Below are 8,523 nucleotides of genomic sequence, written 5' to 3'. Positions count from 1 at the left end.
GCATCGGCCCGAACGGCCTCGTCCTCAAACGCCGGACGGGCTGGGGGTGCCTGGCCTCGGCTGAAAATCCTCAGCCGGAAGATCCCGGCCCCGGCCGCACATTCCAGCCCCTCCGGCGTTTGAGGAGCGGGGGCCCGGGGGCCGGCCCCCGAACAGGGTTTGGGGCGAAGCCCCGGAAGGCGGGGGGGCTGGGGGCGGAGCCCCCAGCGAAGGGATGGGACGGGTAGGGGCGGCGGGGGCGAAAACCAACCCCGCACCGCCCCGTACGCAACGGCTCCTAGAACCCCGCCGGCTCCGTATAGACCCCCCACTCCTCCCGGAGGGCATCGCAGATCTCGCCCAGCGTCGCCTCCGCCCGCACCGCATCCAGCATGGGCCCGATCATGTTGGCCCCACCCCGCGCGGCCACGAGCATCGCCTCCAGAGCCCCCCGCACGGCCGCATCGTCACGCGCCGCCTTGCGCGCCCCGAGCACCCGCACCTGCTCCCGCTCCACCTCGTGGCTGACCCGCAGGATCTCCAGGTCACCGGTGACCGACCCGGTGTGGACGTTCACGCCCACCACCTTCTTCTCACCCTTCTCCAGAGCCTGCTGGTAACGGAACGCGGACTCGGCGATCTCGCCCGTGAACCAGCCGTCCTCGATACCGCGCAGGATGCCGGAGGTGACCGGACCGATGGGATGCCGCCCGTCGGGGTGCGCCCGCAGCCCCCGCTCCTTGATCTGGTCGAAGATCTTCTCCGCGTCCGCCTCGATCCGGTCCGTCAGCTGCTCGACGTACCAGGAACCGCCCAGCGGGTCCGCGACGTTGCCGACGCCGGTCTCCTCCATCAGTACCTGCTGTGTGCGCAGCGCGATCTCCGCCGCCTGCTCGGAGGGGAGCGCCAGGGTCTCGTCCAGCGCATTGGTGTGCAGCGAGTTCGTCCCGCCCAGCACCGCCGCGAGCGCCTCCACCGCCGTACGCACCACGTTGTTGTACGGCTGCTGAGCCGTCAGCGAGACACCCGCGGTCTGCGTGTGGAAGCGGAGCCACTGCGCCCGCTCCGACTTCGCGCCGTACACGTCCCGCATCCACCGCGCCCAGATCCTGCGCGCCGCACGGAACTTGGCGATCTCCTCGAAGAAGTCCACGTGCGCGTCGAAGAAGAAGGACAGCCCCGGCGCGAAGACATCCACGTCCAGGCCGCGGGACAGGCCCAGTTCCACGTACCCGAACCCGTCCGCCAGCGTGTACGCCAGCTCCTGCGCGGCCGTCGACCCGGCCTCGCGGATGTGGTAGCCGGAGACCGAGAGGGGCTTGTACGCGGGGATGTGGGACGCGCAGTGCTCCATCAGGTCGCCGATGAGGCGCAGATGCGGCTCGGGCTGGAAGAGCCACTCCTTCTGCGCGATGTACTCCTTGAAAATGTCGGTCTGGAGCGTGCCGTTCAGCACCGTCGGGTCCACGCCCTGGCGCTCGGCCGCCACCAGGTACATGCAGAAGACGGGCACGGCCGGACCGCTGATCGTCATGGACGTCGTCACGTCGCCCAGCGGGATGTCCTTGAAGAGGACCTCCATGTCGGCCGCCGAGTCGATCGCCACCCCGCAGTGCCCGACCTCGCCGAGCGAGTGCCGGTCGTCGGAGTCACGGCCCATGAGCGTCGGCATGTCGAACGCCACCGACAGGCCCCCGCCGCCGTTCGCGAGGATCATCTTGTAGCGCTCGTTCGTCTGCTCGGCGTTGCCGAATCCGGCGAACTGCCGGATCGTCCACGTCCGCCCTCGATAGCCGGTCGGATAGAGCCCGCGGGTGAAGGGATACTCCCCGGGCCAGCCGATCCGCTCGAAGCCTTCATAGGCGTCCCCCTGACGGGGACCGTACACGGGCTCCACGGGATCACCCGAGAGCGTCGTGAAGTCGGCCTCGCGCGTGCGCGCGGCGTCGTAGCGGGCCTGCCAGCGTCGGCGGCCCTCCTCGATGGCGTCAGCGTCCATGGCTCCAATTTACTTGGACGTCCAAGTAAATGTCGACAGCTGACCGCCGCACACGCATCCGTACGGCGGTAGGGGTCAGGCCTTGACGGCCGCGGGAGCGTCCTCCGCGATCTTCGCCTCAACCTCCTGGCTGACCTTGCGCTCCACGAAGAAGGCGGCCGTCGGGACCGTACCCGCCAGCAGCACCCACAGCTGCTTGCCGACCGGCCACTTCGCCTTGGAGCCCAGGTCGAAGGCGCAGACCAGGTACACGACGTACAGCCAGCCGTGCGCGAGGCTGACGACGTACGTGAAGTCCGCGGCCCCGTCCAGTTCGAGCCCGTACTTGGCGATCATGCCGAGGGTCAGCAGGATCAGCAGCACACCGGTGACGTAGGCCATGACGCGGTAGCGGGTCAGCACGCTCTTTTTCATGGGTACGAGCGTAACCACCGGTTTCGTACGGCCTTCGGGCGCCCCCGGGCCCTACTCCTCCTCGAAGTCCTGCGCGGCCACCCGGAGGGGCCGGAGCATCGCGAAGATCTCCCGGCACTCCTCCGCGTCGTACGCGCCGAGCCCGAAGTCCATCGCCATCAGGTCCCGGGTGGCGGCCTCGCAGACCTCGCGGCCCTTCTCGGTGATGGAGGCGAGCGTGCCGCGGCCGTCGTTGGGGTTCGGCCGTTTGTCGACGAGACCGGACCTCACTAGGCGGTCCACAGTGTTCGTGACCGACGTGGGGTGCACCATGAGCCGCTCACCGATCTTGGACATCGGCAGCTCACCCTTCTGCGAGAAGGTGAGCAGCACCAGCGCCTCGTAGCGCGCGAAGGTCAGCTCGTACGGCTTGACGACCGCGTCGACCTCCGCGAGCAGGATCTGTTGCGCTCGCATGATCGAGGTGATCGCCGCCATGGACGGGACGTTCCCCCAGCGCTGCTTCCAGTGTTCGTCGGCGCGGGCGATGGGATCGAAGGAGAGGCTGAGCGGCTTCGGCACGGCATCGACCTTACCGGCCGGTTATATGGCGGTCAGCCCCGCCTCGTCCGTCGGTCTCCGGTCTCGCCGCCTTTCCTGCGTCTTTCCCACGCCTTTCCCGCACCGTTCCCGCGCCGTTCCCGCGCGGCGCCCCGGTGTCGCATCCGAGTCACTCAGGCCCCCTGTGGAACCATGGGCGACCTAATCATCACTATGTGTCAGCAATCGTCACTTATTGTCACCATCTCAGGGAACCTAGGGAGCAGCATGTCCCGGCTGATCCGTAACCTCGCGGCACTCGCGGCGCTCGGACTCGCGGCGGGCTGCTCGTCCGGGCCCGTGGACGGCGGAGCGTCGGCCATCGCCGGCGGCACCACCGCGAAGGCCGCCAGGAAGGCCAGTCCGGCCCCCGGGTCGCCGTTCTGGGTCGATCCGTCCAGCCCGGCGGCCCTGCAGATGCGTCTGTGGCAGCGGCAGGGCCGGACGGAGGACGCCGAGTTGCTGAAGCGGATCGCGGACCAGCCGGCCGCGCTGTGGCCCGCGGGCGACGACCCGGCGCCGGCGATCAGGAAGGCCACGAAGGCGGCGGAGGAGGAGGGCCGCACGGCGCTGTTCGTCGCCTACAACATCCCCCACCGCGACTGCGGCCAGCACTCAGCGGGCGGCGCGTACGACGCGGCCGCCTACCGCGACTGGATCGACCGGTTCGCCCACGCCATCGGGGGCAGCAAGGCACTGGTCGTCCTCGAACCGGACGCGGTGGCCCACATCGTGGACGGGTGCACGCCGCGCAGGTACCACGCGGAACGCGAGCAGCTGCTGCGCGAGGCGATCGACCGGCTGAAGGCGCAGCCCCGCACGAAGGTGTACCTGGACGCGGGCAACCCGACCTGGATCCAGGAGTACTGGAGGATGGCGGGGCCTCTGCGGCGCGCCGGCATCGCCGATGCGGACGGCTTCTCTCTCAACGTCTCCAACTTCCAGACCGACATCACCACCAAGACGTACGGCGTGCGACTGTCCTCAAGGCTCGGCGGGAAGCACTTCGTCGTCGACAGCAGCCGCAACGGCAACGGTCCGCTGAACGGCGACCGCGGCACGGCCTGGTGCAACCCGCCGGGCCGCGCCCTGGGCACCCGCCCGACGACCGAGACCGGCGAGCCCGCCCTCGACGCCTATCTGTGGATCAAGCGCCCCGGGGAGTCGGACGGCGAGTGCCGGGGCGGTCCCGCGGCCGGTACATGGTGGCCGTCCTACGCCCTGGGGCTGGCCCGCAACTCCAAGGCGTAGTACGCGACTTCCCTCACCTTCCCCCGCCTTTCCCCACCTTTCCCCCCTCGTAACGCTCCTACTTGACCTGGATCCACCTGGCCTCCGACGGCGTGCCCTGCGCGTCCGTGACGAAGAGCATGTACCAGCCGGGCGGCACCAGGGTGCGGTCCCGCGGTACGTCCACCGTGATCGAGTCCCTGGTCCGGGTGAGTCCGAGGGCGATGGACCGCTGTTCCACGTCCGTGGTGTGGGTGACCGCGCTGGGCCGCATCAGCCGGGCCCTGGTGATGCGCTCCGGGTGGTCGCTGGCGAAGGTGGCCCGGCCGCGCCGGTCGGTCTCCTCGGGACCGTCGCCGAGGACGGGACGGTTTCTGCCGTTCTTGTGGAGTGCGGGCGGGGTGTAGATCTCCATGCGCTGCTCGAAGTGGCCGAGTTTGGTGTTCTGCTGGTCGTCGTAGAGCGGGTCGGAGCCGAAGGTGGCGATCCGGCCGTCGGGCAGGAGCAGGGCCTCGGAGTGGTAGTTGCGGCCGACCATGGGCGCGGCGGCGGGCCGGAACACGTTGGTCCTCGGGTCGTAGAACTGGGCCTTGAGGATGTTGCTGGCGCTGCGACCGCGGTAGCCGCTGGAGCCGTTGGTGGTGAAGACGGAGTCGTCCGGCATGATCACGCTGTTGAGGTAGCGGGTGCCCTGGGGCAGGTCGGGGCCGTTCTCGAACGCGGGGTGGGCCTTCGTCAGGTCGACGACCGCGGTGCGCCTGGTCGACTTCTTCGACTCACCGACGCCTCCGCCGCCGAGGATCATCACCTTCTGGTCCTGGGCGGGCGGCAGGAGCAGGGAGGACGACGTCTCCGTCTGGTCCAGGTCCTTCAGGCCGGGCACCCGCTCGAACTTGTTGGTTCTCAGGTCCCACAGCCCGGGCACGCGGCCCTTGTCGGCCGGTCCGTACCCGGCGTTGGACGCGGGGTAGAAGAGCTTGCCGCCCTTGGTGAGAAAGAGGGCGGGGTAGGTCGGGAAGTACCGCTTGGGGCCGGGCGTCCACTTCTTGGTCTCCGGGTCGTAGATCTCGTTGTCGCCGGGGTCGACCACGCCGACGTCGTCGAGTCCGGAGACGGCGAGGACGCGCCCGTCCTGCAGCCCCACGAGAGTCGGGTACCAGCGGGCCTTGTCCATGGGGTCGACGGGGACGTACTTCTCTGCCTTCGGGTCGAACTCGTACGCCGCCCTGATCCCCTGGAAGTCCTGCTTGTCCAGGGTGATCTTCTCGGAGATGCCGTACGTGTTGGCCGCCGCCCGGCCCTTGAGGCCGACGATCTCGTACTGGGCCTGCTTGTCGGTGACCGATCGCGGCCCCTCCTCGACCGCCTCCACCCAGACGCGGGCCTCACTCGCGGTGACCTTCGTCCTCCAGGGCTGCATGACGCCGTCGTCGTCGTAGGTGACGTCGAAGGTGCGCTTGGCCTTCGGCACGGTCACGTCGAACCGGCTGACGTACTCGATGCCGGCCGGCGAGCGGAAGCGCGTCCCCTTCTTCAGCACCACGGCCCTGTCGGGGCTCTCGTTCTTGATCCGCATACCGCCGCCGGCCCGTTTCACCTCGCCGTCGAGCAACTCGTACCGGGCGGTGCCGCCGGCCACCAGGAGGCGGCCGTCGGGGAGTTGGGCGTGTCCGGCGCAGAAGAAGTCCACGGGGGTGGGGATCTTCTTGAAGGTGTTCTTCTTCGGGTCCCACAGGACGGTGTCGAACGACCCCTCGTCGAATTTCTTCTGCTCGTTCCCCGACCCCGCGACGATCAGCACCTTGCCGGTGTGCAGGAGCGCCGCGTGGATGGCGTTCGTGCGGTACTTCTCGGGGATGTCGACCTGGGACCAGGAGCCGTACTGCGCCCTGTAGACGGGCTGCGCGATCTTCCAGTCGTGGTACTTCTCCTGCGCGAAGCCCACGGCGGCGGGGGCGTTGAGCCCCAGGAGCAGGCCGACGCCGCCGATTCTCAGCAGGGTCTTCCTGGTGGTGTTGGCGTTGGTGTTGTTGGTGTTCCTTGTCCGCATAGTCCGTTCCAGACGCTTGTGGGCCATGGCCTAGGTGCCCCCTGTTCTGGTGCTGGAGATCGTGGCGCCGGGCGGGACGGCGGCGCCGGGGACGGGCACCACGGGGAGTGCGGTGCCGGGGACGACGGTGCTGGAGACGGCGTCCTGAAGCGAGACGGTGCCCTGAAGCGTGGGGCTGTGAACCGTGGTGCCCACGACGGTGATTCCGTGGAACGTGGTGCTGGAGACCGTGGTGCTGGGGACCCTGATGCTGGAGATCGTGATGCTTGGGATGGTGGTCCTGGAAGCGGGTGCGGCAGCGGGCGTGAGAGAGGGCGTCGGAGCGGAAGCGGGCGTGGGAGCGGGGGTGCGTGCGGGCGCCGGGACTTCCGGGACGGGGGCGACCGGCGCGACCGTGCGCTGCTTCTGTCGTGCGGCGTCCGCCCGGCGGGCCAAGCTCCCTTCGACGGTCCACACCGCGATCGGCGCGAGCGAGACCACCAGTGCGAGGACGGCCCAGGTGTGCAGGGCCACATGGCTGTGGTCGAGGAAGGCCGACGCGACCAGCGAGGACGCGAGGACCGCCGCCCAGAACAGGTGGACACGGAACGTCAGCAGCCGGTCAGGGCTGGTGCCGTCTCCCTTCGGGGTGACGACGAAACGGCAGGGCCGGCGGAGCACGGCGGCGGCGAGGGACCTGAGGTAGATGGGTGCGGAGAGCGCCGACATCGCCATACCGGCGAGACCGCCCGAGCCCTCCGGTTCGTGCGGCGAGACGTTGTGCCGCCGGTTCCACAGATAGAGCCCGATCTGGAGGGCGGCGGCGTCGCTGTAGAGCATCAGCCACACGGAGGCGGCGACCTGGGTGCCGGATGCGCCGAACCACAGGAACAGTGCGCAACTGAGGATGCCCAGGAACCAGTTGACGGCTGACATCGGGTAGTAGACGAGCATCAGCGTGTACGAGAAGAAGCGGCCGGGCGGCATGGTGAACGGTGCCTTCCAGTACTGCTTGAGGAGCGTCTCGTACGTCCCGCGCGACCAGCGCATCTGCTGGGTGAAGAAGTCGGTCCAGGAGGCGGGGCCCTCGCCGACGGCCAGGACGTCGGGCGTGTAGACGGACCGCCAGCACCTGCGTGTCCCCGGGTTGCGGCGCCGGTGCAGCTCGAAGCCGGTGGCCATGTCCTCGGTGATGGAGTCGTACAGGCCGCCGATCTGCCGGACCGCCGAGATCCGTACGACGTTGTTGGTGCCGACGAACATGGGGGCGCGGTAGCGGTTGCCGGCGCGCTGGATGAGGGCGTGGAAGAGGAACTGCTGGGACTCGGCGGCCTTGGTGACGGGACTGTCGTAGTTGCCATACACCTGGGGCCCGACGACGAAGGCGACATCCGGGTCCCGGAAGTACCCCATCATCCGTTCGAGGAAAATGGGGAGCGGGACGTGGTCGGTGTCCACGGAGGCGAAGAAGTCGTAGTCGTCGCCGTGCACCGTGATCCACGCGTTGTAGTTGCCGTGCTTGGTGCGGGCCTTGTGGACGCCCTTGGGGCGGTTCCACTCGGGCACGCCGTGCCGGGTGAAGTGCCGTACCCCGAGTTCGGCGCACAGGGCCTTGGCCTGCTCGTCGTCGCCCTCGTCGAGGAGCCAGACGTCGACGGGGCCGGTGTGGTGGATGCCGACGGCTCCTTCGAGGGTGGCGCGGACCATGGCGAGGGGCTCTTTGCCCGGGACGTACGTGGTGAGGAAGGCGACACGGGTGCCTTGTTCCGGAACGACGGGGACCGGGTCGCGGGCGACCATCGTGGCGTGGGCGATGGAGATGACGTTCACGAGCATGAAGAACTCGATCAGACCGACGCATACGAGCATCGTGATGTCGAGGCCGATCAACCATGCGTCGGCGCCCTCGCGTTCGACCCAGTGGGTGGGCCAGACGAGGTAGACGAGGAGCACGCCCGTGAGGACGGGCGCGAGGGTCATCAACAGGACGGCGCGTAAGGGGTGGGGTTCGCGAGCGAGGAGCTTGACGTACTGCACCCGGTACGGCCCGGCCCCGGACGGGTCCGTGGCCCTTGACGACTCCGTGAGTGGCTCTGTGAGCGGTCCGGCCAGCTGGCTGTAGGTGTCGTAGTCGTAGCCCTCGGGCCGCACAGCGCCCTCCAGAGATCAGAAAAGACGATTTCCATACGCGTGCACAATATCCACACAAAGTTGGACTTTTGGGTGCACGTCGCCCTGGAAACCTCCGAAAGGAGGTGTGCGGGGGCCTCCGGCGGTTGGGCCGGGGGTGGAG

At 68.9% G+C, this 8,523-nt stretch carries 6 protein-coding genes; 1 reads left to right on the top strand and 5 read right to left on the bottom strand.

Translation table 11 applies throughout. The annotated features are described in order from the left end of the window. Positions 1-277 precede the first annotated feature (277 nt). From FPZ41_RS41985 to FPZ41_RS41975, 3 genes are all read right to left on the bottom strand, one after another. Positions 278-1,978 (bottom strand): acyl-CoA mutase large subunit family protein, encoded by a 1,701-nt coding sequence (locus FPZ41_RS41985; RefSeq protein WP_152869585.1) that lies wholly within the window; start codon positions 1,976-1,978, stop codon positions 278-280. Between the two features lie 75 nt (positions 1,979-2,053). Next, on the bottom strand, positions 2,054-2,392 hold the full coding sequence (locus tag FPZ41_RS41980) for a DUF3817 domain-containing protein (protein WP_131571420.1): 339 nt from the start codon (positions 2,390-2,392) through the stop codon (positions 2,054-2,056). A gap of 51 nt (positions 2,393-2,443) precedes the next feature. Beyond that, positions 2,444-2,953 (bottom strand): MarR family winged helix-turn-helix transcriptional regulator, encoded by a 510-nt coding sequence (locus FPZ41_RS41975; protein WP_322621421.1) that lies wholly within the window; start codon positions 2,951-2,953, stop codon positions 2,444-2,446. Between the two features lie 246 nt (positions 2,954-3,199). Between FPZ41_RS41975 and FPZ41_RS41970 the strand changes: the two genes are divergently transcribed. After that, positions 3,200-4,222: a glycoside hydrolase family 6 protein gene (locus FPZ41_RS41970; protein WP_152869583.1), complete on the top strand. Its 1,023-nt coding sequence runs from the start codon at positions 3,200-3,202 to the stop codon at positions 4,220-4,222. A 58-nt stretch (positions 4,223-4,280) separates the two neighbouring features. On the opposite strand, the gene glxA is transcribed toward FPZ41_RS41970, so the two are convergent. Both glxA and FPZ41_RS41960 read right to left on the bottom strand, forming a co-directional pair. Continuing rightward, entirely contained in the window at positions 4,281-6,251 is a 1,971-nt protein-coding gene (glxA, locus tag FPZ41_RS41965) for a radical copper oxidase GlxA (protein WP_152869582.1), read from the bottom strand. Between the two features lie 30 nt (positions 6,252-6,281). Continuing rightward, on the bottom strand, positions 6,282-8,381 hold the full coding sequence (locus tag FPZ41_RS41960; protein ID WP_322621420.1) for a glycosyltransferase family 2 protein: 2,100 nt from the start codon (positions 8,379-8,381) through the stop codon (positions 6,282-6,284). Between the last annotated feature and the right edge of the window lie 142 nt (positions 8,382-8,523).

The organism is Streptomyces acidicola, assembly GCF_009377235.1.
In the GTDB taxonomy this organism is placed as follows: domain Bacteria; phylum Actinomycetota; class Actinomycetes; order Streptomycetales; family Streptomycetaceae; genus Streptomyces; species Streptomyces acidicola.
The sequence above is the reverse complement of the archived record's forward strand: the minus strand, read 5'-3'. Positions and strand labels throughout refer to the sequence as shown.